Origin of the sequence: Cupriavidus necator (assembly GCF_040578825.1) — a bacterium.
In the GTDB taxonomy this organism is placed as follows: domain Bacteria; phylum Pseudomonadota; class Gammaproteobacteria; order Burkholderiales; family Burkholderiaceae; genus Cupriavidus; species Cupriavidus necator_E.
Genome location: NZ_JBEFLI010000001.1, coordinates 170,884 through 196,415, shown reverse-complemented (window position 1 = coordinate 196,415; position 25,532 = coordinate 170,884). Strand labels below are relative to the sequence as shown.

At 60.9% G+C, this 25,532-nt stretch carries 20 protein-coding genes and 3 pseudogenes; 9 read left to right on the top strand and 14 right to left on the bottom strand.

What is annotated here, in order from left to right:
- Nucleotides 1-2: 2 nt before the first annotated feature.
- Together AB1I47_RS00965 and AB1I47_RS00960 are read right to left on the bottom strand one after the other, a co-directional pair.
- Nucleotides 3-5,510: a trifunctional serine/threonine-protein kinase/ATP-binding protein/sensor histidine kinase gene (locus tag AB1I47_RS00965; protein WP_354681902.1), complete on the bottom strand. Its 5,508-nt coding sequence runs from the start codon at nt 5,508-5,510 to the stop codon at nt 3-5.
- Nucleotides 5,511-5,847: 337 nt separating this feature from the next.
- Entirely contained in the window at nt 5,848-6,246 is a 399-nt protein-coding gene (locus AB1I47_RS00960; RefSeq protein ID WP_354681901.1) for a DoxX family protein, read from the bottom strand.
- Between the two features lie 390 nt (nt 6,247-6,636).
- Between AB1I47_RS00960 and AB1I47_RS00955 the strand changes: the two genes are divergently transcribed.
- Nucleotides 6,637-7,230, top strand: a complete 594-nt coding sequence (locus tag AB1I47_RS00955; protein ID WP_354681900.1) for a winged helix-turn-helix transcriptional regulator — start codon at nt 6,637-6,639, stop codon at nt 7,228-7,230.
- On the opposite strand, the pseudogene AB1I47_RS33805 reads toward AB1I47_RS00955, so the two are convergent.
- Nucleotides 7,199-7,312, bottom strand: a pseudogene (locus AB1I47_RS33805) (sensor histidine kinase); the annotation flags it as partial. The gene AB1I47_RS00955 and the pseudogene AB1I47_RS33805 overlap by 32 nt on opposite strands.
- A gap of 771 nt (nt 7,313-8,083) precedes the next feature.
- Here AB1I47_RS33805 and AB1I47_RS00950 point away from each other — a divergent pair.
- Together AB1I47_RS00950 and AB1I47_RS00945 are read left to right on the top strand one after the other, a co-directional pair.
- On the top strand, nt 8,084-9,352 hold the full coding sequence (locus AB1I47_RS00950) for a patatin-like phospholipase family protein (RefSeq protein WP_354681899.1): 1,269 nt from the start codon (nt 8,084-8,086) through the stop codon (nt 9,350-9,352).
- A gap of 100 nt (nt 9,353-9,452) precedes the next feature.
- Nucleotides 9,453-9,656 (top strand): annotated as a pseudogene (locus tag AB1I47_RS00945) (hypothetical protein); the annotation flags it as partial.
- Nucleotides 9,657-9,788: 132 nt separating this feature from the next.
- On the opposite strand, the gene AB1I47_RS00940 reads toward AB1I47_RS00945, so the two are convergent.
- Both AB1I47_RS00940 and AB1I47_RS00935 read right to left on the bottom strand, forming a co-directional pair.
- Nucleotides 9,789-10,169, bottom strand: coding sequence for a VOC family protein (locus AB1I47_RS00940; protein ID WP_354681898.1), 381 nt, complete (start codon nt 10,167-10,169; stop codon nt 9,789-9,791).
- Nucleotides 10,170-10,529: 360 nt separating this feature from the next.
- The gene (locus tag AB1I47_RS00935; protein ID WP_354681897.1) at nt 10,530-10,994 is read right to left on the bottom strand and encodes a YaiI/YqxD family protein; all 465 of its coding nucleotides are present in this window, start codon (nt 10,992-10,994) and stop codon (nt 10,530-10,532) included.
- 1,364 nt (nt 10,995-12,358) lie between these two features.
- Between AB1I47_RS00935 and AB1I47_RS00930 the strand changes: the two genes are divergently transcribed.
- Both AB1I47_RS00930 and AB1I47_RS00925 read left to right on the top strand, forming a co-directional pair.
- Complete coding sequence (locus tag AB1I47_RS00930; protein ID WP_354681974.1) at nt 12,359-12,922, top strand: plasmid pRiA4b ORF-3 family protein; 564 nt, start codon at nt 12,359-12,361, stop codon at nt 12,920-12,922.
- A 619-nt stretch (nt 12,923-13,541) separates the two neighbouring features.
- A pseudogene (locus AB1I47_RS00925) lies at nt 13,542-13,667 on the top strand (AraC family transcriptional regulator); the annotation flags it as partial.
- A 334-nt stretch (nt 13,668-14,001) separates the two neighbouring features.
- Here the strand turns inward: AB1I47_RS00925 and AB1I47_RS00920 are convergent.
- On the bottom strand, nt 14,002-15,003 hold the full coding sequence (locus tag AB1I47_RS00920; protein WP_354681896.1) for a LysR family transcriptional regulator: 1,002 nt from the start codon (nt 15,001-15,003) through the stop codon (nt 14,002-14,004).
- Between the two features lie 20 nt (nt 15,004-15,023).
- On the opposite strand from AB1I47_RS00920, the gene AB1I47_RS00915 reads away from it, so the two are divergent.
- Nucleotides 15,024-15,773 carry an SDR family NAD(P)-dependent oxidoreductase gene (locus AB1I47_RS00915; protein WP_354681895.1) on the top strand — a complete coding sequence of 250 codons (750 nt, stop codon included), beginning with the start codon at nt 15,024-15,026 and terminating at the stop codon, nt 15,771-15,773.
- A gap of 152 nt (nt 15,774-15,925) precedes the next feature.
- Here the strand turns inward: AB1I47_RS00915 and AB1I47_RS00910 are convergent, their stop codons facing one another.
- The 6 genes from AB1I47_RS00910 to AB1I47_RS00885 form a co-directional block, all read right to left on the bottom strand.
- Nucleotides 15,926-16,858: an MBL fold metallo-hydrolase gene (locus tag AB1I47_RS00910; RefSeq protein ID WP_354681894.1), complete on the bottom strand. Its 933-nt coding sequence runs from the start codon at nt 16,856-16,858 to the stop codon at nt 15,926-15,928.
- A gap of 771 nt (nt 16,859-17,629) precedes the next feature.
- Nucleotides 17,630-17,854, bottom strand: coding sequence for a hypothetical protein (locus AB1I47_RS00905; protein WP_354681893.1), 225 nt, complete (start codon nt 17,852-17,854; stop codon nt 17,630-17,632).
- Between the two features lie 2 nt (nt 17,855-17,856).
- Complete coding sequence (locus AB1I47_RS00900; protein ID WP_354681892.1) at nt 17,857-18,309, bottom strand: TetR/AcrR family transcriptional regulator; 453 nt, start codon at nt 18,307-18,309, stop codon at nt 17,857-17,859.
- Between the two features lie 343 nt (nt 18,310-18,652).
- Nucleotides 18,653-19,588 carry an SMP-30/gluconolactonase/LRE family protein gene (locus AB1I47_RS00895; protein WP_354681891.1) on the bottom strand — a complete coding sequence of 312 codons (936 nt, stop codon included), beginning with the start codon at nt 19,586-19,588 and terminating at the stop codon, nt 18,653-18,655.
- A gap of 24 nt (nt 19,589-19,612) precedes the next feature.
- Nucleotides 19,613-20,494 carry an IclR family transcriptional regulator gene (locus AB1I47_RS00890; protein ID WP_354681890.1) on the bottom strand — a complete coding sequence of 294 codons (882 nt, stop codon included), beginning with the start codon at nt 20,492-20,494 and terminating at the stop codon, nt 19,613-19,615.
- A gap of 11 nt (nt 20,495-20,505) precedes the next feature.
- Nucleotides 20,506-21,258 carry an SDR family NAD(P)-dependent oxidoreductase gene (locus tag AB1I47_RS00885; RefSeq protein ID WP_354681889.1) on the bottom strand — a complete coding sequence of 251 codons (753 nt, stop codon included), beginning with the start codon at nt 21,256-21,258 and terminating at the stop codon, nt 20,506-20,508.
- Nucleotides 21,259-21,485: 227 nt separating this feature from the next.
- On the opposite strand from AB1I47_RS00885, the gene AB1I47_RS00880 reads away from it, so the two are divergent.
- From AB1I47_RS00880 to AB1I47_RS00870, 3 genes are read left to right on the top strand one after another with little or no spacing between them, the layout of a single operon-like run.
- On the top strand, nt 21,486-22,250 hold the full coding sequence (locus AB1I47_RS00880; RefSeq protein ID WP_354681888.1) for an HpcH/HpaI aldolase family protein: 765 nt from the start codon (nt 21,486-21,488) through the stop codon (nt 22,248-22,250).
- Between the two features lie 6 nt (nt 22,251-22,256).
- A complete protein-coding gene (locus AB1I47_RS00875) occupies nt 22,257-22,919 on the top strand; it encodes an aspartate/glutamate racemase family protein (protein WP_354681887.1) in 663 nt (220 codons plus the stop codon).
- Between the two features lie 30 nt (nt 22,920-22,949).
- Entirely contained in the window at nt 22,950-24,035 is a 1,086-nt protein-coding gene (locus AB1I47_RS00870; protein WP_354681886.1) for a tripartite tricarboxylate transporter substrate binding protein, read from the top strand.
- A gap of 671 nt (nt 24,036-24,706) precedes the next feature.
- Here AB1I47_RS00870 and AB1I47_RS00865 read toward each other — a convergent pair.
- Together AB1I47_RS00865 and AB1I47_RS00860 are read right to left on the bottom strand one after the other, a co-directional pair.
- Entirely contained in the window at nt 24,707-24,907 is a 201-nt protein-coding gene (locus AB1I47_RS00865; RefSeq protein WP_354681885.1) for a hypothetical protein, read from the bottom strand.
- Nucleotides 24,837-25,217: a DUF2188 domain-containing protein gene (locus AB1I47_RS00860; RefSeq protein ID WP_354681973.1), complete on the bottom strand. Its 381-nt coding sequence runs from the start codon at nt 25,215-25,217 to the stop codon at nt 24,837-24,839. The genes AB1I47_RS00865 and AB1I47_RS00860 overlap by 71 nt, the downstream gene beginning before the upstream one ends.
- Nucleotides 25,218-25,532 lie beyond the last annotated feature (315 nt).

Sequence of the window (25,532 nt, the reverse complement as noted above, 5' to 3'; positions counted from 1 at the left end):
ATCTAGTCCTGAGGCGGCAGGGTGAACTGAAACACGGCCCCGCAAGGCACATTGGGGTTCGCCCACAGCCGCCCTCCGTGTGCCTCGACGATCAACCGGCAGATCGCCAGGCCCATGCCCAGACCCTCCGCCTTGGTAGTGAAGAAGGTCTGGAAAACCCGCTCCAGATCTTGCGACTCCAGCCCGATGCCGGCATCCTGAACGGCAACCAGCACAGCCCCCGATGCGTCGAGGCGCGACCGAATCAGCAGTTCCCGCGGCCGCTCTGCCACCTCTTTCATTGCCTCGATGCTATTCATCATCAGGTTCAGGAGCACCTGCTGCAACTGAACCCGGTCACCCACAACCGGCGGCAGGTTAGGCGCCAGCTCCGTCTGGAGCAGGACATGATGGCGGCCTACCTCTCCCTGGATGAGGGCAATCGTGTCTTCGATAAGGGTGTTCATGTCAAGGCACGCCGTGACGGCGGCCGTCTTCTTAAGCAGCGCACGCATGCCTCCAATCACTGCGCCAGCCCGATGGCCATCCTGAACGATGCTCCCCAACGTCTCTCGCACCTCGGCGAGATCGGGCGGCTGGCGAGCGAGCCAGCGCAGGGCCGCATTGGCGTTGGTGACGATGGCGGTCAGCGGCTGGTTGACCTCGTGAGCGATCGAGGCGGTCAGCGCGTTCAACGTCGTCACGCGGGTAACGTGTGCCAGTTCGGCCTGTGCCTGGTGCAGCGCCTCCTCGGCGCGCTTGCGCTCGGTTAGATCAAGTATGTAGGAGACACCTTGGTCGCCACCCGCTTCGAATGTCGCGCACCCTAGCAGGACGAGCACGCGGCTTCCATCCTTGCGAAAGAACTCTTTTTCGAACGGCGGCAAGGTCCCGCTGATCCGGAGATCCTGGAGCAACCGTGCGTCACGCTCGCGCCAGTCCGGGGGCGTCAGGTCCGTCCAGCGCAAGGGGGCCGAGGCGAGGTCCTCGCGGTCGTAGCCCAGCATGCGGAGGAACGCGTCATTGGCCTCGAGAATTCGGCCGTCCAGGTGCCAGATGCAGATCCCAATGATGTTGGCCTCGACCAAGCGCTGGATCTTCGCTTCGCGTTGTGCGAGATCCCGGTACAAACAAGTAATCTCCAGCGCAGTCGCCGCCTGCGAGGCGAGCATCTTCAGCACGGTGGTGCGGCTTGGCACGAAGACGCGTGGCGCGAGGTTGTTCTCGAGGTAGAGCACACCGACGAGCTTGGTCTGCGTAATCAATGGCAGGCAGAGAATGGATCGGGCATGATGCTGCAGAGTGTACGGATCGTCGGAAAATGGCTTCTGTGTCGCGGCATTGTCGAGAATGATGCTCTCGCGGGTGCGCAGGACATAGTGGAGCACCGATGCCGGCAGCGCAGTCGCAGTCACGCTCTCGTCGCGGAGCTGCACTGTGACAATATCGCCACCGGTCGTAGCCTCTGCTGCGATGCGCTGCTCGGACCCTCGGGGCAGGATCAGCAGTCCCCGTTCCGCGCCGGCCTGTTCAATCGCGGTGCGCATGAGTGTGTCGAGTAATTTGTCCAGGACGATCTCGCCGGACACAGCTTGCGACACGGCAATCACGGTGGCGAGGTCTAGGTGTTCGACCGGCGCCCCGATCGTCGTCGTTGGTGCGGGTGCTCGCTCTTCCCCCCAGAGGGGCCGATACAACGCATCGAGTTGCCGCACCTTGCCGCCGGCGCCCCAGCGGAGATAGCCATGGCGGGCATCCTGCAAATACACGCGGGCAACCTTTTCAAAGCCACGCTCAGCATAGAATCGCGCGGCCAACTCGTTGGCGAGTGCCTGGTTATGGATGAAATTGTTGTCCTGCGCGGAGCGGATGGCCTGCTCGTAGAGGCCCATTGCATCAACTTCGCGCCCATCGAGGCGGGCGATTTCCGCGCCAACCAATGCGGCTCTGTTCTCGAAATTCCCCGGACAATGCTCGGACCAGACAAGGAGCTGGCGATGATGTGCGGCCAATGCCGCCAGGTGCCGCGTCCGTTCTGGCGCGGCGGCCGTGCCGCAGCATGCGGCCCGCGCCAACGCTGCGTAGAAGTGGTATTCCGCCTGCTCGAAGAACGATGGCGACGTCCAGAGGAGACCTTCTGCCCTGTCCGCCGCCGTTATGGCGGCGGCGTGGTCGTCGGCGAGGAAGCGTGCCTGCAGTTTTCGGATCCAGTACCAGCAAGCGGCGAGGGCGGGGCCCGGAGCCTCATCCAGATACCGCTCAAACTGCCCCTCGTTGAAATCATCATCATCGAAGACGCCGAACACCGGGGTCAGTCCGCGCAGAGTTCGCGCTAGCTGGAGCTGTGGGGTGACCCGGTCGACGGCGAGACCGAAGCTCGCCCGGCGCGCGAAGCCGATCGTGGCCTCAGCTTCATTCTGCACCTCGGCAAGCGGATCGCCGCAGGCGAGCAACTGCGTAATAAGGTTGTTGCGCGCGAAGGACGCGTAGGTAAGGTCACCAAGCTTGCTGGCCACGTCGAAAGCGCGCCGCACCAGGCTGCGTGCGGCACGGATGGGTTGCGTCCATTGCATCACGTGGCCGCCGAAAGCCTGGTAGACGCGGGCCCTGAAGCGGTCTAGCCCGCGCTGCTCGACCAGATTCAGGCCGAGCTGTCCGAAGCGGAATGCCGCCTTGTAGTCGCCGGACCGAGGCCCCAGGAGCATGCCGAGCCAGGTATAGGCGAGACACGACGCGTCGCTGTTGCCATGCTCGAGGCTGAGGTTTGCCATCCGCCCGATGATGAGGGAGCCCAGGTTCACGTCGGTGTACCAGGCCGGCAGCATCAGCGCGGTCAGGACATCCATGGTCTCGCACGCGACCGCATTGGTCATCCTCGGCAGGTCGAGCAGCGCCTCGATTGGGCGGTCGCCAAGTTGCCGCCACATCCGATCGTATTCCTGCAGAACCTCCTCATTTGTCGGGTGTGCCGAACACTGGACGCCGGCGCGGTACAGGTAGTCGAGGCCCACCTCGACGGCGCGCTCGCGCTGGCCTAGGGCCAGAAACAGCTCCAGCCGCAGCTGGGTGACGGAGGCCAGATCGGGGAGGCTGGCGGCACGGCACGCAAGCTCGGCCAGGCGCGCGTCCGCTGCGGCCGACGCGCCGGTCAGAAATTCGCATTCGGCGAGGTGGAACTCGAACGCGAAAGCAAACTTGGGCCGGTGATTCCAGGCGTCCCCCTGCACGAGCGCTGCACCGGCGGTGAGATAGGTCAGCGCCGAGGTGTAGGCCGTGGACGCCTTGGCGCGCTGGCCGGCGAGCAGATTCAGCTCAGCCACTTGCTCCCGCTCCTCGGCCGCGGTGATGAGGTCGGTGCCGCGGTTGAGCTGGCCGACGATCTCGAAGGCACGCTCCGCTATTGCCTCAGGCGGCGTGCCCGCAGCGAGCCGTCTGCCAATAGCGAGGTGCACTGCCGGCCGCGCGCCTTCAGGAATCAGCGCGTAGGCCGCCTCCTGGATACGATCGTGCAGGAATCGGTAGATATTTCCCAAACGCAACACAAGTCCGGCGCGTACCGCCGGCCACAGAGCCGCGTCCAGCTCCGCCTCGCTGGCATCCTGGACCATGGCCAGGGTAGCGATCGCCGCGTCATTGCCGAGACACGCCAACTGCTTCAGGGCGTTACGGGTCGCCGCGGGAAGGCGCCTCAGCTTGGCGAGCATGAGATCGACCACATTGTCGGTGAAGCCCTTGGCCCGAATCTGCTCAAGGTCCCAAGACCAGCGCGCGCCACGATGATCGAAAACGAGCAGCCCCTCTTCGGTCAGGGCGGTGAGGAACTGGATGGCGAAAAATGGGTTACCGCCAGTCTTCTCCTGCACCAGGCGGGCCAGAGGTGCGGCGTCCCCAGGTGCGCAACGCAAGGCATCGACGATGAGTCTGCTTACATCCTCGAACCCAAGGGGGGAAAGTGCGATGTCATTTACCCGCCCCCCGGCCTGGCGGATTGCCGACAATCGCAGTAGCAACGGATGTCCGGGCTTGACGTCGTTATTCCGATAGGCTCCGATAAGTAGCACGTGGCGTACCTCCGGCTGGGTCGCCAGATACTCGAGCAGATCAAGTGTTGCCGCATCCAGCCACTGCAGGTCGTCGAGAAAGAGTACCAGCGGATGCGCGGGTTGGGCAAAGACGGCAAGCAGGCGCTGGAAAACCATCTGGAATCGGTGCTGTTCGTCGCGCGGCGGCAGCTCCGGCACCGGCGCCTGCGGCCCCAGAATCAGCCCGAGCTCGGGTATGAGCGGCACCATGAGGCCGCCATTCGGGCCCAGCGCCTCCGCCAGTGCGGCGCGCCAGGGCGCCAAGTCGGCCTCGCTCTTGCCCAGTAGTGGGCGGATCAGATTCTGGAAAGCCTGTGCCAACGTCGCATACGGGATGTCTCGCTTGTACTGATCGAACTTGCCCGAGGCAAAGAGGCCATTCCTGAGAGCCAGTGCGCTGCGCAACGCAAGCACGGCCGAGGTCTTCCCGATACCGGCGTAGCCGGAGACCAGGACAATCTCTGGCGTGCCCTGGGTCACCACCCTATCGAAGGCAGCGAGCAAGGTCTCAATCTCGCGCTCCCGTCCATAGAGCCGCTCCGGAATCAATGGGCGATCAGGCAGGTCGTGCTCGCCGAGCGGGAAGGTGTCAATGCTTCCCTGGCTTTCCCATGCGGCCAAACTGCGCCGTAGATCGGCCTCCAGCCCGGCTGCCGTCTGGTAGCGCTCCTCCGCCGTCTTGGAGAGTAGCTTCATCACTATGGCGGAAAGCAAGGCGGGGATCGATGGTACCCGTTCCGCCGGCGGCACTGGCTGCCGGGCGAGATGGCTGTGCAACAGGTCCATCGGGTCGTCGGTGGCAAAGGGTAGCGCGCCCGTGAGCATTTGATAGAGTGTGACGCCGAGCGAATAGAGGTCGCTCCGCGCGTCGATTGACCGGTTCATCCGTCCTGTCTGCTCTGGGGCCATGTAGGCCAGCGTCCCGGCGATCTCTTCCGGTGGCGCCAGTGCCTGGCGCTCGCGCGAGAGGCGCGAGGCAATGCCGAAGCCCGTGAGCCGCACCTCGATAAGGGCCTCGTTCACCAGGATATGGGCCGGCTTGAGATCCTTGTGTATAAGACCCCGCTGGTGAAGCTGGTCCAGGCCTGCGGTGATGCTGATGGCCAGACGCAAGAAACGGCCCGCCTCCATAGGGGCGCCCAGTAGCGCGGGAAGCGGCTCGCCGCCGGGGTCCTCAAGCAGCAAAACAGTCCGACCATGTTCCCGCACAAGCTCTAGCGGCCGCACCGCCCAGCTGCCGTCCAGCTCACCCTTCAAGCCGTATTCGTGTGCGAGGCGAGCGAGGCTAGAGGGCAGCGGATGCTCGGCTGCGGGCCACACGGCCAGCACGGCCTTCGGTTCGCCGTCTGGGCCGAGGCGCCAGCCTCGACCGACAACGCGATCGCCGTCCTCCCACGCGACCTGGAAGCCAACGCTCGTCTCAGTGCCAAAGGAAAACAATGAGTTCATCTGCCGTGTTCCGCTCTCAAGTCGGTAACCGCCTTTGGTGTGTTTCTGGACCGGATGCGTCAGTCATAATGCCTCCGCAACTGTCGTACGTACCAGCTGGTCACGACGGCCGAGCGAAGCGATTTTGCCACGGGGACGCCTTAAAGGTTCGTGTGTCTGCCTCGCATCACATTGCCACCATAAGCCGTGGAGTTGGGGTCGCAATATTCAAAGGTTTCGGAATCGTGCCATTTTTCCATGCCACATAGGGGGCAGGCCGGATTCGTGCGACGGAAGTGGTGAATGGCTACGGACAGCTTTGCAAGGCACGCACTCGCGTCCCTTGCATCGGCCTCTGTTACAAGCTCTTAGGTTGCTCGCGCAATGTTTCCAGCGAGAACACGACCAACATGCCGCCCAGAATCGAGATGTTCTTCAGGAAGTGGTTGAGCTGGTTTTGGAAGTTTGCCGCATCCGCGCTCCAGAAGCCATGAAAGACTAGCGTCACGGGCACGAGGAACACAGCCAGAGCCAACGCCCCCCATCGGGATTGCCAGCCGGTGATCAGAGTCAGGCCGCCGCCAATTTCAATCATTATGGTCAGCACGAGCAACAGACTGGCCAGCGGCAATCCGGCGCTAGCCATCCAAGCAGCAGTGCCCGCGAAACTGCCAATCTTGAGTGCCCCTGAAATCAGGAAGATTGCGCCAAGAAAAGCGCGGCCGATGGGGTAGAGGCGGGAAAGAGTCGAGGTCATGATAGTTTGTGCTCCACGTCAAAGTTTGCCAGGTAGTCGATCAATAAAATCGAACAATGTTTTCTCAACGACGGGTTGAATGATAGGCGGTAAGTCTGTGTTGATCGGGTAAATTAGGAGAATCAGTTCATCAAAAAATTTGAATCAAGAGTCAATTCTTCGAACGCAGGACAGCGTGGAACCAAGCTGGCTTACGACCGCCTGAATCGCAACGCCATCGTGGGCCCGCCACCGCGGCAACGAGGTATGGCACCACTCCGACGGCAATTAGGCCGCAACCCGAACTGCTCGCCGGTGGCCCCCCGCGGCTGTCGAGTTCGCGGCCATGAACCCTCGGTCAGCGCTTCGTTCGTAGACATGCTGGCCCGCATTGGCGACAAGTGAACGGTCATGGTAGTGGGCACGCTGCGCGAAGGTACGCTGCGATACAGCGAACTCCGGCGCCCAGGTGGGCAGCATTTCGCAGCGCATGTTGAGGCTGCCGTCAAGGCACTGGAGCAGGATGGCCTGGTCAGCCGGACCATGTACACGACGATTCCGCCGCGCGTGGATTATGAGTTGACGGACCTCGGCCGCAGCCTGATGGAGCCGTTGCAGATGCTGTACAGTGGGCCTTGGACACCGCGACGAGGTAGCCGCGGCACGGCACCGCTACGGAGCAAAGTCGGCAGAGCGCGCTGCTGTCCATGCGGCGCTGTTCACACCGAAGTAGCGCGTTCAATAAAAACAGGCGCGCGACACGTATCATTCGGAGTTAAGCGCGTCGAGACCCCAAGACCGGGCATCGAAAGGTTTCTGCTTGTTGCTCTTACTTCTGCACTCGCTGCCGCTTCCTATACCCGCACACACGCCATTGCACGTCCGTCCAGGCACAAATCGTCCGCTACGCGGGACGCGGCAGATGCACGTCAAACGCAGTTTCTGTCTGGTCAGACCTCGCGTCGATCGATCATTGATGGGCCTTGGCAATTTCGCTCGCGATAAACAGCCCGAGTCCGAGTCCGCCCGTGTTTTTGTTCTCCTGATCTGGGCCTCTACTCAGCGGGTCAATGGCGGGACCGCTATTCCTCATACCGTGGACCAGTTGCGTGCAGAGCACCGGACCGCCGCATCGATCTTGAGGTGAAGGGCAATGTTCAGGGTGTTTGGGACGGTTTGCGCTGCAGCAACTGCTTTCTAATCTGGTGCTCAATGCGATAATGTACGGCGCGTCGGACAAGCCGATCCACGTTGTAGTAACCGGTCATGACGCGGAAGTTCGTCTCGAGGTAAGTGTGTGGCAATGCGGCGGTCGAACATCCGCGCCGGGAGGCACATTCACCTCGAATAGACCCATTCCGCCTGTGGCGGCTCCAATAACTTGGAGGAGATTGAAAATGACCGCTAGCGGCGTGGCACCAAGCGAACCAACCAAGGTCGGTCAAGTTGGCATTCAGTACCTGATCGACTTCGTCCGCCCTCCAACTTTCTCCCGAAGATGCTCAGGCGCTATCTGCGGGTCGTGCAGCCCCCATGGAGATGCCGTAATATTCCGAGGGACCCGGACACACCGGATCCTGGCGGCACGAAACTCGACCTTCACTTCCTGCGGGCCATCACCACGCCGAGCACGTTCCTGACCTAGTCCAATGTGGAAGTTTCGACATGACCATACTCTTCGCCGCAAGAGAGTCTGCCTTGGCGAATGGGCGGGGCAGGGAGAGAGCGACTCGCCTGCGGCAGGGCCTGCCGCACTCTGATGCTGCTTCTACTTGCGGGACTCAGTGCCTGCGGGTCGCTTCCTCACAATGCTCCGCGCAATCTGCCTCAGGCCGCGGCGGGCAGCGCATCCGCGGCCATGCGCGAACCCACTGACGTCGGCGGCCAGACAACCGTTGCCATGTCGTTCTCTGGCGGTGGCACGCGAGCCGCAGCCTTCGCCTTCGGCGCGCTGCAGGGGCTCGACGCCATGAGAGGTCCTGGGGGCGCGTCCCTGCTCGAGGACGTCGCATTCATTAGTAGCGTGTCCGGAGGCTCCATCACCGCTGCGTATTACGGTCTGCACGGCAAGGCCAGCCTGGCGACCTTTCGATCAGTGCTCTTGAAGGACGGAGAGGTGGGACTTCGGTTCAGTCTCCTGAATCCGGTCAACCTTGCGCGCCTCTTCGCGGGGGGCCTTAACGATCGGGAAGATCTCCAGACATGGCTCGACGAAGATGTGTTCAAGGGAGCGACGTACGCCGACATGTTCCGCCGCGGCAAGCCGCTCGTCTGGATCAACGCCACGAACGTCTACTACCGGGTCGCGTTCCCGTTCAGCCAGCTGGCATTCGATGCGCTATGTAGTGATCTCGCGAGCTTTCCCGTTTCCGAAGCCGTCGCCGCATCCATGGCGGTCCCGCTCTTCTTCGCACCGATCGTCCTTCAAAAATATCCCGAGGCTTGCAGTACACCGCTGCCGAACCTTGACCACGCCCAGAGGCCCGGGCAATCGCTGCTGCTTGGCGCGCTGGCAACCGCCGTTCGCGGTCACCGGGACACTTCGAAAGGAAAGTACATCAAGCTGGTAGACGGCGGGGTGACCGACAACTACGGCCTGGCTACCATTCTGCAATCTCGCCTGCTCCTGGGCACGGCTTACGGTCCCATGAGCGAGAACGACGCGATCAAGGTGCGGCGGCTGCTTTTCATCGTTGTTGACGCGGGTCAGGGTCCGCGTGGCGATTGGAACCAAAGCCAGGCTGGCCCATCCGGAATCGAAGTCGCAAGCGCAGCCATCGACGCGGCAATGGCGACCAACGTTCGAATGAGCTATGACGCCTTCGTTCCCATGATGCAGCAGTGGCGCGACGACCTCGTGGCGTATCGGTGTGGGATGCCGCATTCTCGGCAGCAGGAAATCGCTGCACGCCTCCCAGGCTGGCGGTGCGACGAAGTCGAATTCTTCGTCACGCGGATCTCGTTTGAGGCCCTCGACAAGGAGCGTGCTGTAAGTCTGAACGATCTGCCGACCAGACTTCGACTGCCCGAGAGGGACGTCGATCGCCTGATCGAAGCGGGAAGGGATGCCATCCTTGGCAACCCGGTGATCCGCGAGTTCGAACGCGAATCGACTGCGGCGCGATAGTCCCGCGCCGCGCGGCGTGGGTGAGTCCGCGTTCTTGCTGCCCGGCCGCGGCGCTCTGGCGGAGGCACGCTCCGCAATGGGTCTACTTCTGTAGCGACCAGACCAGCGCACTGCTGCGCGGCTAGAGGCTGAACGCCTGAAGGCGGAAGCCAAGGCCGCGCGGACCTACACGCGGGAGGACGTACGCGCCGCCGCCAAGTTCGAGCGCGGCCAACCAACTCGCTCGGCGGCCAAACGAAAGACGCTTGCTAATGAGAAACGCAAGCTGGTCTCTTACGCTGATCTGTTGCGGATGCGTCGGTGATCTGGCGGAAGTTCGACACGGCGGACTGCCGATCGATTTCGTGGAAAGCGGCGCCGATCTCGTGAGCTGCCAACATTGGGGGGCTTCTGCCCCATCGCAGTCCAACTTATCCCGCAGGTTCTGCGGGATACATTACGTCAGGGCTCCGGGTTCGTGGCAAACCACTTCGATGTTGTGACCGTCCGGACCAATGACGAAAGCTGCATAGTAGTTCGCTTCGTAGTGCGGTCGCATACCGGGCGCACCATTGTCTTTGCCACCCGCCTCCAGAGCCGCGCGATAGAAAGCTTCGACCTGCTGGCGATTCTCGGCCGTGAACGCCAGGTGAAGATGCGCTGGCTTCTCCCCAGTTTGGTACAGGCACAATGAAGTCTTACCCTTTGCGCTAAGCTCGACACCGTACGTCGGCGGTCCCTCCGAGACAACAGCTACGCCGAGCGGTTCGAGTGCCTTGAGGAAGAACGCTTTGCTCGCTGCATAGTCGCTGACACCGAATTTGACGTGGTCAAACATGAGTTCTCCTGAAGTGTGCGGGCCTGCGCGAGGATCCTACCCCCCATCGAGGGTACGTCCACAAGCGGGCTTCGCCATGGCACTAACCAAGCCAAACCAGAGCTATCAGGCGTGCGAGCACGAGGGCGTCGCACTTCATTTGGGCTGGGTCTGCGGCAATCAGGAGTATCTTCGGCGTTAGTGCGCTGGGCCGAGAACGGCCCAGCCCTGTTTCGTAATTGGAAGCCCGCTATCTGCGTGGAGTCGACGGTCGAATGTCCGTGTGAAGCCGTAAGCCAGTTTCCGTTGCTGGCCGGGAAGCGACTGGCAGAGCGACGTCATCAGAGCGGGTCCACTATTGATTTCTGTGGCTAGCACGCTTCAGGCAAGCGTACGCGGCGGTGCATGGCGTGCCAGGAATCGGTCCAATTGTGCAGCGAACGCCTTGCCATCCTGAGGAGTGTACGGTGCCGGACCGCCGGTATCAACGCCTGAGCCGCGGAGCTGGTCCATCACCTCACGCATTGTTAGGCGCTCCTGGACATTCTCACGGCTAAACCAGATTCCTCGCGGGTCGAGCACGTAAGCACCCTTGCCGAGGGCAGCGGCAGCAAGGGGTATGTCCCCTGTAATGACGAGGTCACCGCTGCCCAGCAATTCGATGATACGGTCATCGGCGGCGTCGAAGCCCGCCGGCACTTGCAGTGCGTTGATAAAGCGGGAAGGCGGCGTCCGCATATACTTGTTCGCTACCAGCGTGACGCACACTTCGACACGTTGCGCGGCCCGATACAACATTTCCTTGATGACAACCGGGCAGGCGTCTGCGTCAACCAGTACTTGCATCGCGGTACTTCCAATTGAAGGGAGAGAACGCTCATATTACGATGTTAAAGGCGGCCAGCTGACGGCCGCTTACCGATACGTGCGCCGGCAACGGTCCCGTCCCGCGGCAGAGCACCCTACGCCCGCGCTACGCGCTTGTCCATCCGGTAACAGTTTACTGCGACGGTAGCCGGCAAGCGACGACCGAGCGAAGCACGGCCGGCTGTGACAATTGCGCGTATGCAGTTTTCGCCAGTAACACATCAGTCCGATGTGCGCGGGCCTTAAGAAGGCAGGGCGGTTAGCCCGCCACGGCCGGTCGTACCATCGACGCGAAGGCGGGGTCCCTGGGGAACGAAAATAAGGTCCGATAACGTTGTGCTTATCAAGCTCGGTCGAAAGCCACCAGCGGGGCTACTTGAGAGGGAACGCTCTCTCAAGTGCGATTTTGTTCGCTGCGCGGTTGCAACATGCTCGGATCTGCCCGCAGAGCTTCGACGTGCGTACCGATTTGGCAACCGGATGCGCGGGAACAGTCTTCCGAGAACAGCGCGAATGCTGACGAGCGCGATACGCAATCATTGTTCGCAACTGAGCTCGCACTGTTGGTGTCGTCATGTGGAAGAGGAATAGATTTTTCGGCAGTTTTACTCGTAGTGTTACCCGATTACCGCAAGCCTGGAGAATCTCCGTCCGGGCATTGCAGATCGTAGTCAGTTGCATGCGTGCATCTGATCGGATACTGACGCCTTCCGACATCCTGGGGTTGACCTGATTGCGCAGCAACTGCTTCAGCTCGTTTAGCTGCCCCCTCGGTTCCTGGGCCGAGCCGGAGTTCTCGCTAAACTTCGATATGGAGGCGCGCACTGTCATCGATCTGCCGTCGACACCGAGGGATAGAATTCATGTCGGCCAAACCACCTTCCTAGTCTCCGGCATCAAACTTGATTCGCAGAACGCCACCGGGAACGTGTTAAAAGGCATCAATACACTCGTCCAGTTCGTTGGCGGTCAGGATATGACAAGCAGCCTAACGAGGGATCGAGCCTTCACACAACAACCATTGCTCGACCAGCCCCTGAATACAATGATTCCACAGCTAATTTCCTTGCCGGCCACGTGGAGACTGGAAAATTGTGTCGAGGGATCTGTCCTGATCCTCAACGCCACCTCTCGTCCAGCAGCAAAACCCCCGCTTGTGCGTTAGGCCGATTCTTTGATTCATCGCCGATTTCAGTTCGGTTCACAAAGCGTAGCGCAGAAAGCAGGAACTTGCGCCAAAATGGGGGCAGACGACCGGACCGCTGCCGAGCGGCCAATGAGGTACCTACAATGCACGCACGGCTTCCGATCCTGGGCCGGCGACCTCCGTCCTTCAACTTCGAATTGCACTGCGCGGCCTGAGCCCGCCGATTTGGCGACGCGTACTCGTTCCCGAGCATTTGACGCTCGGACAATTGCACCATGTCATCCAGGTCGTCATGGGCTGGGCCGACGAACATCTGCACACGTTCAGCATTCGTGGCAGGCGTTACGGCGAAGCGCATGAGGGCGTCTTGCAGTTCTGCACAGTCGCGAACAAACTGCCGCTGACCGCGTTTCATCTCCGCGAACACGAAGGCTTCGTCTACGTGTATGACTTCAACGCGTGGTGGCGCCACGCGATACGCATGGAGCGGCGTATGCTGCGGCAACAGCCTGGCCAGTTGCCGCGTTGTGTGGCGGGTTGCGGGCCATGCCCGCCCGAGGACATTGGCGGGATCGAGAGGTATATGGAAGCCAGAGACGAACACAGTGAATACGAGTTCCTCGATTGGATCGAGTCGCTGCGCGAGGATCCTATCATGCTGGAAGACTTACGCGATGAACTCGACCGGTGGCTGACTTGGCTGGATCCTCGCTTTGACCGTCAGATCGTCAATGATCGGTTGCGAGGGCTCGAGGGGTAGACTGGCCGCTGCAGCTTCCACGGGAGGATGGCGGCCATGCGTATCAGCTTGCAACTTGTAGGGCACGATGAGGGAGGCGAGCCAGCCACCATCACCGAAATAGCCCAGTTCGAGAGAGGCGGCCTTGATGTGGGCTCGCTGGGTCTGCATCTGGAGGAGGCGAAATCATTGTTGGGCGGCTGCAGCGGACTATGGTCGCGGCACAGGTTGCCGAGGCCGTTGCCCGGACCAGCGTTTGTCCCACGTGCGGTGCACAGTTGGCTTGCAGGGTGATCGTACCTTTCGTGTGAAATCTGGCGGTCTGATCCCCAAAGAATTTACGATTTACGAATCAAGCGGTTGCAATATCGCTGGTCGTGCGAAAGGCGGGAAGGAGCAAAGCCATGCTGCAGGCGGCTCTCCGGCTGATCACCGCCACTTTTTGCACGAAAGGTACGATGACCCCTAAAAGTGGTGTTGGTGAGCGAGCGGTCGACGGGAGTTTAGATAATGCCGGGGTATGTCTCGCGGAACGGTTGGTACCACCGACCTCGCCGACGGAGAAGTCGTCGTCATCGGAGGGGCAGGGCGGTACGGCCTCGATGACCGCTTTGCACCAATTGGTGCGAATGCTCTGCAGGCGCTGGACCTCGATCCCGACGCGATCTTCGTGCAGCAGCAGAACCTCTGGACGTCGGCCGGCGTGACCACCGGCATCGACCTGGCCTTGGCGATGGTGGAAGCCGACTACGGACACGAGGTCGCGCACAGATCTCCAGTGGATCTACCCGCCAGCCCCCGATCGCGTGCAGGCACTGGCCGCCGGCGATCCTGATATTCAGTACGCGTAACACGTATCGATCCTTGTTCGGTCCCGCTTGCCGGCGGCTCCCACCTCCGGGGGCGTCGGTTCTTTTCTTGTTGTCTGGATGGCACGGAGACTGGTGCGTGCGCGGAAACGTGGCTTCCCGCCGTTGTTTCTTGTTACGCCATGCCGGGCTTTCTAGACTAACAACTATCATGCCGTCGCACTTTGCCATGGCAGCCCCGGGCAGCGCGACTAGGTCTTCCCAGCAGACATACCCCCAATTAATGGCTGCCTATTGACGGGCAGCGTTTGTCCAGCGTTCGGCCTGGCCGGCAAGCTCCGCTGCGACAAAGTCCACCAGTACGCTTGCGCGCGCTGGGATACGTCGACCGAATCCGTGCAGCACCTGCAGCGGTACCGCGGGTAGCGCCAAGGCGGGCACTACGCGCTGCAGCCGGCCAGCATCGAGGTCAGCCTGCACGGCGACCTGCAGCAGCTGCGCGATACCCAGGCCGTTGAGCGCTGCCGTGCGCATCGCAGCGCCATTGTCGGCATCGAACGATCCCTTTGTCTGCAGCCGCGTGCCGTCGGCAAGCGCGACTGGCATGACTTGTCCGGCCAGCCGATAACGCACATGGCGATGGTGCAGCAGGTCCGCCGCCGTGCGAGGCTCCCCGTAACTTTCCAGGTACGCAGGCGACGCCACGAGCACCAGAGGAAGGTTTGTCAGGTGCCGTGCATGCAGGCCGCTGTCAGGTGCGTGACCGGCGCGAAAGGCCAGGTCGAACCCCTCGCGGATCAGATCGGCGTGCTGGTCGCTGAAGCTGACGTCCAGCGACAGACGCGGATGGCGCGGCATCAGTTTCGCCGCGATCGCGGCCAGCAATGTGGCGCCCAGATCGCCCGGCATGCTGATGCGAAGATGACCTGCCACAGCCATCTCCGACGGCGCGACTAACCCCTCGCTTGCTTCTTCGAGCCCCCGTACCAGCGGCGCGACGCGTCGGTAGAAGACGGTCCCTTCGTCGGTTAATGCGAAGGCGCGGGTAGATCGGTGAAAGAGCTTCACACCTAACCTGGCTTCAAGTCGCGACACGCTCTTCGAAATGGCCGAAGGCGTAGTGCCGAGGAGCCTGGCGGCACTGGTGAACGAACCCGTTTCCACCGCACGGACAAAGGCTGAAAAGCCATGGAGACGTTCTATCGACATAGAAGACAATTTGGCACAAGTAATGCGTCCATTGTAGGGCTGCCCCGCTTGCGACGGATCCTTTAGATTTTCAACCTCATCCAACAGGAATGTCGAGGTACACGATGAGCAAGCTTGAAGGAAAGGTCGCGGTCATTACGGGTGGGAACAGCGGTATCGGATTGGCGATGGCAAGGCGGTTCGTCAACGAGGGGGCCCAGGTGCTCATCGTTGGCCGGCGAGGTGACGCCGTTGACGCGACGGTAGCCGAACTGGGGCCGCGGGCGATTGGCCTGACAGGCGATATCGCCAATCCGTCCACGCATGATCGTGTGTCGGCGGCGGTCACCGAGCGGTTTGGCGGAGCCGACATCTACGTGGCCAACGCGGGCATGAACCAGATCAGGCCGTCCGGCCAGGTTGACATCGACGAATACGACGCACAGTTCGCCACCAACACGCGAGGTGTGTTCTTCGGCGTGCAGAAGATCGTGCCGGTGTTACGCGACGGCGGCTCCGTTCTCCTTGTTAGTTCGATTGCCAGCGCCAAGGTACTCGATGGACACGCCGTCTATGCAGGTACTAAAGCGGCGATTGAAGCGTTTGCGCAGAGCTGGGCGCTCGAGTTCAAGGCGCGTGGCATTCGGGTGAACGTAATCAGCCCAGGTCCCGTCGATACGCCGATCCTGTCCAAGCTCGGCGTTGCCGAGGATGACAGGCCAGCTTTCGAGGCAGGCGTGGCAAGTGCCATTCCGCTTGGTCGCCTTGGGCGTGCCGACGAGATTGCATCTGCGGCACTGATGCTGACCAGTGGGGAAGGCAGCTTCATCACCGGCGTGAACCTGCGCGTCGATGGTGGGATCGCGCTGACCTGACATTGCTGACTGCAAACGGCCCGGCTGTTGGGGCCGGCCAACAACGCTACCGTAAATGGGAAGAAAACCGCCGCGGGTCATTTGAACCCCCAGCGCGTTTCTCGCCATCATCGTCGCAATCGATACGATGACGGTTGTTCGTCCAGTATCAATCAGTAATCCCACTGCACCGGAACGAATCGGAAATTCTCACCGTTCTTTGCAATGTGACCGATGGACGGGAATGCGACATGCGCTGCGGCCAGTAGAGCGCCGGTCTCGGCGGCTTCGTTAAGCAGCGCGATACGCACGTCCACAGCTACTTCCGGCTCGTGCTCGAAGCCATTCTGCCAACCGGGATTGTCGAAGCCGACTTCGAAGATGGCGTCGCCTACGAAGGTCAGCTTCTCGCCCTTCGATGCAACGTCCACGACGCAGTGCCCAGGGGTGTGTCCACCCGTCACACGCGCTGACACGCCCGCTGCGACTTCCACGGTCTGATCGAACAACACGAGGTTCTTGCCGTAGAGTTCCACGAACTTGTCGGCCGCCTTGCGCAGGGCGGGAGGAACCGCTTCCGGCATGACTGTCTTGCTGAAGTCCGGATTCTTCCAGAATTCGACTTCCGCGGCCGCTACGTGAATGCGTACGTCCGGGCGCAGCTTGGCCTTGACACCATCCACGTTCAGCCCACCGACATGATCCATGTGCATATGCGTGATCACGATATCGGTGATCGCAGCCAGATCAATACCGGCCGATTCCAGTCGCATCACCGACCGACCGGCGCGCGAGAAGTATTCGAATCCGTCACCGACGCCCGAATCGACGAGGATCAGGCGTTCGCCGCTGCGCACGAGCGCGATATTCAGCGCCCAGTCGAACATGTCACGTTGCAGGAAGTGGCTATCGAACCATTCGTTGCGGTCCGATTGGCTCACGTTGGTCGACATGGTAGTGGTCGGAAGCGGCAGAATGCCATCGCTGATCAGCACGACGTCGACGTCACCCACGCGCACGGCGTAGCGGGAGGGAACGAGTTCGCCAGAACCTGCGTTGCCAAGGTTGACGGTAACCGGCTGCACATTGCGGGTTGTTTCGCTCATTTTCTGTAGTCCTGTCAATTGGGTGGGTAAGCCGCACTATGCGGCAGGCGAGGTCCGTTTCGTTGTGCGGACATCTTCCTCGACCGTCGCACGCTTTGCGCAACCATCGTTGCAACGGAGTGTAGGCAGGAGGGGCGATTGGCAGTAGATTCGCGGGGGCGTTCAGTATGTTGACCGAACGGCAACAATCTCCGGCGGGCGACGACACGCGTGATCAATCTTCTTGTTGGAGGATTGCCTGGAGGCAACGCGGCCAATAGATGAGACTGGGTTGCTTTGTCGTGACAGAAGCACGCTGCGAGCTATTGGCGGACGTTTGCTTTCTGTCGATTGAGTAACGATCGCATTGACTCACACACGGCAAGCCTGAGCGACCGCTTATGGACGAAAATCGATCGTTCGAAAGGGGATGCCAGATGGCGGCTAGTGTTAAGGATTGTTTGATGCCTGCTCTCGTCTGCAGGGCGGTGGGACGCGGTGGCGCCTGTGGGCAGGCGTCGAACAATCCTTAACAGAAGCGGTCAGCCATCCCGCCGCATCGAAAGTCGGCTCCTGGCCGGCCACTGCCGTTGCTTTCTCACTCGGGAGCAGAAACGGCTAGGCACAGCGTGCGGGTCAGGACGAGGTGAGGCCGGGCGGCGGGGCAATGATTGTCGATAAATTCGGCGGTGCGCGGGGAGAATCCCCTGCTCCGCTACGCTGTGCAGGGGATTCTCCCCGCGCACAATCAGGGCAGCGCTGTTCCGCTGCATGTGAAGAAATGGATGCAGCTTAAATTCGGTTGAAAGCTGTCTTGACCGAGGGGTCCACTTTAAGGCCCGGGAAGTAGATGCCCGGAAGGCGCAGTCCGAGCGCTCGGGCACCGAAGCCATTGTCTTCGGTAGCGCCGCGAACCTGCGTAAGCGGCACGCGAAAGCCGCGGCGCAGCGACAAGATCGATTCCCACGGTGTCAAACGGACAACAAGTTCGCGGTCGGTTAATTCGAGTCGAGGCATTGCTACTCCTTGTTGGGATCGTGAGTGGGCAGCTGATCGAGCAGACGCGCGCCGAGCAGTTCGGCAGCGTCTTCTCCATAAGCCTGCAAGGCGTCCCGGCAACGGGCAGCGATCGGCAGATCGGTTGGCGCGAGTTCGCGCAGGGCGGTGATGAGAAGATCGAGTGCGGCCGGGTCCCGGTACCATTCGCCGACAAGGACTCGGTCCAGCACCTTTTCGAATAGACCGCGCTTGGAACCGAATGCCTTGTACAGACTGCCTCGATGCAACGCCGTGGCCTCCACCAGGTCGTCGACCGAGCAGGCGTTGTAGCCAATACGACCGAAAACCTCCGCCGCGCAGGCGATAACAACGTCTTCATCGAACGTTCTTGGCCTAGCCATGCAACACCATTCACCTGTTATGGAACGATTGTTCAACAACGCCGGTGTGAAGGTTTTTGAACGACCAGTCAACAACGCTCCGAGTGAATGCTATCGTCTCGGGTATAGAGATACTTGTTGAAGGTCCGGTTATGGCCCGGGACGAGCCCGATTGCTTGGGGGCCGAAGAAGCTGCCGGCGATGCACTGTAGCCGACACTTCCGAGATATCCGAGAACTTCGAGCCAGCGGCCGCTCCAAAGAAGCGTCACTCGAATTAAAAATCGCAATGCGACGGTGGGCGGGATTATCAGGCGATGGTCGTCCCGTTGAGCATGGGCAGAGGACCTATCTGGCCCCTCATACGCTCGATTGGGCAAACGTCCTGCCGTCGGTTCCAGCAAGGCTTTCACATTGTCTGAGTATGCCGCTGCGAATCAGAGGGCACCACGGGTGTTCACATACAGCGAATAGAGTGACTGGCTGCCAGACATGAACAGTCTGTTGCGATGTCGACCGCCGAAGCATAGATTCGCGCAACGTTCGGGTAGTCGGATGCGACCGATGCGCTCTCCTTGCGGCGAGAAGACCATTACGCCGTCTAACTCGGGATCGCCCATGCCCCAGCCGCACCAGAGATTGCCATCTTCGTCGCAGCGCAGCCCATCGGGGATGCCTGGGCCACAGTCAATCAGCGCTCGCTGGTGATTAAGGCGCGAGCCGTCGTCAACGACGTCGTAAACCACGATGTTGCGATAGGGTGTTGCGCGACTTTGCACGACGTAGAGCCGCTTCTCATCGGGCGAAAACGCCAAACCGTTTGGTGAGAGAAGGTCGTCGGCGGCCACAGAAAGCCGTCCCGATCGTGTATCGAGGCGGTAAAGGTACGTTGGCAATTCGGGCTCGGCGCGGTTGCCTTCGTAGTCGCTCGAAATACCGAAAGCGGGGTCGGTGAACCAGATCGTGCCGTCGGACTTCACCACTACATCATTGGGGGAGTTGAGCGGCTTTCCTTCATAGGAATCGGCCAATACCGTGATCGAACCGTTGTGTTCGGTGCGCGTGACGCGCCGCATGCCGTGCTCGCAGCTTACTAGGCGGCCCTCGCGGTCGCGCGCGTTGCCATTTGCGAAGTTTGATGGGGATCGGAAGACGCTGACTGCGGCGGACTGCTCATCCCAGCGCATGATCCGGTTGTTTGGGATATCGCTGAACAATAGGCAACGATGGTCACCAAACCAGACCGGCCCCTCGGTGAAGCGAAAGCCGGTGGCCAGGCGCTCTACTGCTGCCAGCACTATGCGGTAGCGTTCGAAGCTCGGGTGCAGCACCTGTACAGCAGGATCGGGATAGCCGACATGGGGTTCCCACATGAGAGTGTTTCTCCTCGCGAAAAATCAGCGCTGTAGCGGGACGGCGCAGTAGCGGACAAATTGAGCAAGTTCGTCAGCGATGGCTCGGGCACGCGGCACCCCGGACGCTACAAGGTCGGCAATCGACATGCGATCGGCGTCGACGGTGAGGCTTACGCCGGCCACCGGCGCGCCCTGTGCGTCGAACACCGGTACGGCAACCGTGCGCAAGCCATAGGCGTTCTCGCCATCTGAGACGGCATACCCTTGCTTGCGCACTTGGTGCAAGCGTTTTAGCAGAGCATCGACGTCCGTCAGCGTTCGCTCGGACAGCTTCACGCGCTCCGTACTTTCCAGTATTCCCACTTGCTCGTGCGCGGGTAGCCAAGCGAGCATGGCATGTCCCAGCGCCGCACCATAGGCACGAACGCGGCTACCCGGCCGGCGGTCTACGTTGCGGCGGGCGAGGCTATTGTCGGCGCGTTGCAGGAAGACGACGTCTGCTCCGTCAAGCATGCCAAGCGAAGCGGCGTCCGCGACGTCTGGCACGCACGCCTGGAGCAGCGGCGCCGCGTGCGACCAGAGATCTTGCGACGACAAGGTCTGGTAGCCGAGCTCCAGGCACTTCAGCCCTAGGCGAAAGCGGCGCACATCGACGGGCACCAAGTACCCAAGCGCGAGCAAGGTGTGGATCAGGCGGAATGTTGTACCGCGGTCCATTCCCGTGGCGGAGGCAAGTTCACTCACCGTCATGGCTGGCATCTCTGGTGTAAAGGCGTGTAGCACGCTGAATGCCTTCATCACCGAGTTGACGACGTTCTTCGGATTGCTTGCCGGCGACGGCGCCGCAGTGTGGTCCTGCGTCCCGGTTGCCTTGGCAATAGTCCTCGTTGTCCCAGTCTTGCGCACTTCGCTGGCTTTATTCATGGGCAATGCTTTCACGAGCTGAAAAGCCTCAGGGAGGCCAGACCACCGTCGAGCGTCAACACCGTACCCACCGTGGATCGAGCGCCTGGATGGGCAAGGTAGAGAACCGCCTCGGCCACTTCCTCGGCGCGCAGCATTAAACCTGTTGGCTGTCGATGGTGGTAGATCTGCTCTTGCGCAGCGGGGTCTGGCGCTTGAGCGATCAGCGTCCGGATGAACGGTGTGTCCACGGTGCCCGGGCTCACGGCATTGACCCGGATGCCTTCATGGAGGAGATCGGCCGCCATGGCGCGCGTCATCGACTCAATTGCGCCCTTGGTGGCGGAGTACGCGACGCGCCTGCGCAGTCCGGTGCTAGCTGTACATGACGACATGTTGACAATTGCCGCGTGGCGTGACCGGCGCAGGAAGGGAAGGGCTGCGCGCGTGGTGCGCACGTAGCCGAGCACGTTGAGGTCGAACAGCCGCTGCCAATCGGAAAGCGGCCCTTCCTCGACAGTTGCCGGGTAGCTAACTCCGGCGTTGTTGACGAGGATGTCGATGCGGCCGTGGGACGCGCCGAAACCGCCTATGGCTTGCGCTACCGCTGCGTCGTCCGTCACATCGGCGCAAAGTGCGGTCGCTCCGTGTGGAACTTCACCGGGATCGCGGTCCAGTATGGCGACGCGCGCAGCGCGCGCCAACAACGCCTCGGCCACCGCACGACCTATGCCGGCGCCGCCGCCCGTGACCACGGCCACCAGTCCTTCGAATGCAGAATCCATTGCGTGGTTTTGCATCCCGTTTCAACCCGACGCCAACTGCGTGCGGCTGCGCGGAATCGGAATGCGAACATTTGTTGTGAACACGGCAATGATCGTCGCAGCGCGGCTCGGCGTCTGCCCCGGGTAAACACCGTCCGCACTTCGCCTTGACTTCGTCGTGTACACCATCGAACAATACAACCAATTTCCACAACAAATGTTCGCATTCCGATCAAATTCAAATTGCCATGAAGACGCCTTCCAATCGATTTAAGCGACTACTACACCAACGTCAGCAGATCGGCATGTTCTCCACGCTCGGCAGCTCCATGCTCGCTGAATTGCTAGGGGGCTGCGGGTTCGACTGGATCTTGCTTGACACTGAGCATTCGCCCAACGATATGCCCGAAGTGATCGCGCAATTACAGGCGATGTCGGCGTTCCAAGTTAGTCCCATCGTGCGGCCCGCGTGGTTGGATATGGTGCTAGTGAAGCGCTATCTTGATGCGGGAGCGCAAACGCTGCTCTTTCCTTGCATCCAATCCGCAGCAGAAGCCGCCACCGCGGTGAGCTATACGCGCTATCCGCCACGCGGTGTGCGTGGGGTATCAGGCAGCACGCGCGCCGCAGCTTATGGGCTAAATCCCGACTACCTGCGCAGCGCCGAAGAAGAGTTGTGTGTCATTGTGCAAATCGAAACTGTCGAGGGGCTCGAGAACCTGGAAGCCATTGCCACGGTCGAGGGCGTCGATGCCGTATTCATCGGACCAGCCGATCTCGCGGCCTCAATGGGGCATCTCGGTAATGGCCAGCACCCCACAGTACAAGCAGCCGTCGATGATGCTTTCCGGCGCCTACGCGAGATAAAAAAGCCGGCCGGCTACCTTACCCTGAATGAAAGCGAAGCTGAACGCCGCATCGCCGACGGCGTCGACTTCGTTGGCGTGGCCACCGATACCTCGATCATCACGCGCGCCGCGACTGCTCTGGTCAAGCGCATGACTAAGCAGTGAGGCGCGATGGCTGCGCGGATCGCCTTTGTCCACACCGTTGGCTTTCTCGTTGACGAGTTCAAGCGCTTGATGCGGGCGCAACTGCCTGGCATTGATTGCTTTCATATACTCAACGAGAGCCTATTGCAGGACTTGCTGCGCGGCAGTGAGCCTACTTTGATTCACCGCCGTGTCGTCAGCCAAGTACACCTGGCAATCGACGCCGGCGCTGATCTGGTTGTGATGACCTGTTCCTCAACCTCACCCGCTATTGATATCGCGCGTCAGACGGCGAATCGGCCGATACTCAAGATCGACGATCCAATGGCCGCCGAAGCCGTCAACTGCGGCCCGCGTATCGGCCTGCTCTGTACGGCAACGAGTACGGTGGCCCCTAGCACCTCACTGCTACTTGCACATGCCGAACTGCAGAGCCGAACGGTCGCGATTCATCCGCACGTCGATGCCGACGCGTACAGGGCGCTCATGGCTGGCGACCGTGTCACGCACGATGCCTTAGTGCACGATGCCGCCGCCAGGCTATCCCGCGATGTCGACGTCCTGGTGCTGGCCCAAGCGTCTCTAGCCCCTTTACGGGACAGCTTGGCCGCTGAATTGGACTGTCCCGTGCTTTCCAGCCCGCCTTTGTTAATGCGCGAACTTACGCGTCACGTGGCCCTGCTCGCGTAGCGTAGGCGACAATATTAGTAGGAGACAACCATGAACAACTTCCCCCAAACTATCGCCTCCCTGTTTACGTCATTGGCCCGACGCCGCGGCCAGCCACCGCAGCGGAAAGCTACGAGCAGGCGGATCAAGTCGCCGCTGGTCGCCTCGCTGATAACGGCGCTGCTGCTTGCTATGAGCCCCGCCAGCGATGCAAGCGCAGAGGGCAAGACCTCCGCAGTGTTGCCGGACGGCCATGTCAACTTCATTGTGCCCGTCGCTGCGGGCGGAGGAACCGACCTTACATTCAGGGCGCTTGCGGAAGCGACGAAGCCGCACCTCGGTCGCACCATCGTAGTTCTCAACGTGCCAGGCGCAGGCAACGCAGTTGGGCTGATTCAAGCCGCTAGCAAGCCCGCCAACGGACTGAACCTCAGTTCGTACACTTCTGAGATTTTTACGCTTCCCATCTTTCAGCCGGTGAAATTCTCGGCCAATGATTTCCGGCCCGTCATTCTTGTGAATGAAGACCCCGCTTGCCTGGTGGTGCCGGCCAATTCGAAGCTTGACTCCCTCGATGCGTTCATCGCAGAGGCCAAGGCTAGGCGGGGCAAGGTAACCGTGGGCAACTCCGGCTTTGGCAACATCTGGCACCTATCCGCCGCGGCGTTCGAGAAGAAGGCGAACATAGAGCTGCTGCACGTCCCATACAATGGCTCGTCCCCTGCATTGCAGGCGGTTCTCGGCGGACACATCGATGCCTTCGTCGCCAGTCCGCCGGAGGTCGCTACCTATGTTCAGGCAGGTAAGCTAAAGATCATCGCAGTGATGGCCGACAAGCGCAGTGCAGCGTTTCCCGACGTGCCGACCCTGAAGGAAAAGGGGATCAGCCTGGCGATCGGCACGTGGCGTGGTATCGGCGTGCCAGCGGGAACGCCGGACGAAATCGTTAAGACTCTTCATGACGCGTTCGCTAAGGGTGTTCGGGAGAAGTCCTTCGTCGACTTCATGAATAGCCGTGGCCTCACCATCCATTACATGTCGACGAAGGAATTCAACGACTTCGTCACGCACGAGCGTTCGATATATGAAGCGCTGGCTGCTGGAGTCAACAAGACGAAGTCGCAGCAGCAGCCGTGAGAGCGAGTGTAGGGATAGTATGGCCGTCATCCCTTGCATTCCCATGAGATGGATGAGAGCGAATGACCGCTGACATTCCTTAAAGGGGCCATGCCGGGATAAAGCTAGAAATGACAAATAAGCCTGAAGGTAATAAAGAACCGGGCTTCTTGTGGGAAACCGGAATTAGCCGGACTACGTACCGTTTGGGGAGGGATTTTATTAGCTGGGCTAGCGTGCAATTTGTGCCGAGTTGATAACACGAATAAGACTCGCGGAAGAAAGGGGCTGCGCATTCAGCGGAGCCCCTTCTTCATTGCCGAGGCGGGCGGCGCAGCCAGGCGGAGTCGCCTGGATCCGGCTCGAACGGGGTCTCCTTGAAATCCTGGTCGCGGACAATGCCGTTTGTTCGGGAGCCACTCACAGTTCGACTCCCTGAAGCCAGCAATCGACGCCGCAACCGCGCTGGCTAAGGACCACCTGGGAATATTGCTGGTGCTTGCAACTTACTGAGACTCTCCTTGAGTACTGGGAGCCGATATGGCCGGCGCTAGCGATGGCCTTGAGCACAAAAGATGCACCTGACCTACGTCAGCCAGGATCACGCGCCGCGCAAGCCTGGTCGAAGCGGCAAAAGAATGGGGTGCTATTTCAAAGACGCGGCGGACTCGCAATAGTAGTAGCCTGCGGCGCTATTCTTCGTCGCCGTCTGGATTGTTCCCCCGGATCTGGGGGTCGTATCGATGCATTGTCCCATCCAGCCAGTGGACATAGAGATCGACAGATTCGGCGCAAGCGGCTTCCCAGCCGGCCTTGGTTGCTTCACCTCGCGTAGCGTAGGGAATATTCCGGTTGCCGTCCCGACAGACGTCCCAAATGCCAAGGTGCGACATGACGTGTATGTGCCGCATCATGGGGGCCTCCAGTCAGGTTATGAGTCGAGTCTAGGCCTGCGTTTGAGCAATAGATGTAGGACGACAACTCATATCGATCAGCCGTAGCCCTTGGTGTCGCGCAGGTCGTTGCTGAACGAATGAACGAATTGCGCTCGCGAATCTGGCCGTCGCGGCCGTGGATGAATAGCTCGACCTGCTTCTCAATGGCCCACTCGGTGCCCGCAGCGAAGGCCGCTTCCTGGGTGTCGAAGGTATCCCGGCCGAGCCTGCCCTCAGTCCAAACAGCCCAGCAGTCATCTACGGGCATGACGTGAATATTCTTGCCTGGCATGGCCGCCTCCCGAAGGTTATAGAGCCATCTCGGCCTAGGTGCGCGGTGACGGTATCAAGCGCCGTCTGACAAAAAAGAGCCCGCCCTGAGGCGGGCTCCGAGAAAAGACCGAAAGGCGTCCGGGCGTGCCGTAGCGGTTCTCCGCTCAGAGGCCTATGCTTAACTCATAGTCTTCTGCACGCTAACCGCGATGAAGCGCCACGCTTCTCACCTACCCGGCCACCCATCCCACGGCGCTGGTTGCTGGGCTGGTCATTGTGGCTGGGCTGAACCTCGCCGTCGCAGCGTAAC